Annotated in this window: 2 protein-coding genes; one reads left to right on the top strand and one right to left on the bottom strand. The window is 68.3% G+C overall.

What is annotated here, in order from left to right; all coding sequences use genetic code 11:
- Positions 1–4 precede the first annotated feature (4 nt).
- Positions 5–1,144 (bottom strand): PrpF domain-containing protein, encoded by a 1,140-nt coding sequence (locus QRN59_RS24495; protein ID WP_284985027.1) that lies wholly within the window; start codon positions 1,142–1,144, stop codon positions 5–7.
- Between the two features lie 127 nt (positions 1,145–1,271).
- Between QRN59_RS24495 and QRN59_RS24490 the strand changes: the two genes are divergently transcribed.
- On the top strand, positions 1,272–1,402 hold a 131-nt coding region (locus tag QRN59_RS24490; protein ID WP_284985028.1), incomplete at its 3' end, for a LysR family transcriptional regulator.

The following is a 1,402-nucleotide window of genomic DNA, read 5'->3' as shown; positions in this document are numbered from 1 at the left end:
GGGGCTAGGCCGTCAGGGCCACGGGCTGTGCGACGTCGATGTCGGCGACGGCGAGTTGGCGGGCCGCCCTGTGGAGGGCGACCTCGCTGACGTAACCGTTGTCGTCGCTGACGACCTCGGTGGTGATGACACCGGCAGGGGTTCCGATGCGCAGAAGCCGGCGCCCTTGGTGAGCGCTGTCTGCCGGGCGCAGCGCTTTGGCCACCACCGATCCGGGCAGGGCAGCAGCGAAGGAGACCGCAACGGCTGAGGTAAGGCCGATGGCGGGGTGGGGCGCGAGCATCGAGAGCATCCGCACCCGCAGATCGTGGGTATCCGCCGCGATCCTCGTTCCGTCGGCCGCGGTGTAGTCGCCCGGCGCTGCCACGACGCCGACCTTCGGCACGGCATTCTGCGGAGGATCCTCAGGCTTCCTCAACCCCATCAGCAGACCGGCCGAGGCGCGGGCAGCCACAAGCGTGGGTAGGTGCTCAGACAGATTGCCGGTCATCGAGGACAGGTCGATGCCTGCCTCGTCAGCCGGAATCAGCACCGCCGGTGCCCCCGCGTCAACCAGGGTCGCCGTAAGAATAAGCCCGTCAGCAGCGATTTTGTCGGCCGCGCTTCCCGTCGGCAGAACCGCGCCCGTGGTCCGCCCCCACGGGGCGTGGAACGAGAGGCCCACGGGAACGCCCGGCGCGCTGCTGCCCGGAACCTTCGCCAGGCCCGACGTCGGGATGCTGCCGCCCGGGGTCGCGATCGTGCCGCTCAGCACCGCGCCTGTGTTGAGGTTGCGCATCCGGACCCGTGTTGTTCCCGCCCCGGGGGGAACGACACCCGACTGGACGGCGTACAGGGCGATCGCGGTGGCACAGTTGCCGCAGTTGGAACCGAGTTCCACGGTAGGGTCACCGATCCCGACCTGGGCAAAGAGGTAGTCCAGGTCGGCCGGGCCGTCGGGGGTGGCCCGGACGACGGCTGCTTTGGACGTCGTTGAGGTGCCGCCGCCGACGCCGTCGAGCTGGCGGGCATCAGCGGCACCGAAAGCATCCGCCAGCAGGCCGCGGATCTCCTCGCGGCTGGTCGCATGGCGGGCCACGTCTTCGGCGTCGAAAAGCCAGCACTTGCTCGTGCCGCCCCGGTACCAATGACCGCGGAGTTGCATGGTCTTCTTCCTTCACGTGGCGTAGTGTCGCGCCTTTCGGCGTCTGCTCCTTCTACGATCCACGCACCGAGAGTTCAGCACAATCACAGGATTCTCCACAGGCCTTCACTTTTGCTAAACTCGGTGCATGGCCGACCTTGACCTGCACCGGCTCCATCTGCTCCGCGAGGTAAGCCGTTCCGGCTCCTTGACGTCGGCCGCGGCGGCCCTCTCCTTCACGACCTCGGCCGTCTCCCAGCAGATCGCGAAGCTCGAACA

Source organism: Arthrobacter sp. efr-133-TYG-118 (genome assembly GCF_030209755.1).
Taxonomy (GTDB): Bacteria; Actinomycetota; Actinomycetes; order Actinomycetales; family Micrococcaceae; genus Arthrobacter.
This window is presented reverse-complemented; position numbering and strand designations above follow the sequence as displayed.

Bases quoted from the DNA above. Each gene is read 5' to 3' on its own strand.
- QRN59_RS24495 (WP_284985027.1), bottom strand. From the start codon at position 1,144: ATGCAACTCCGCGGTCATTGGTACCGGGGCGGCACGAGCAAGTGCTGG.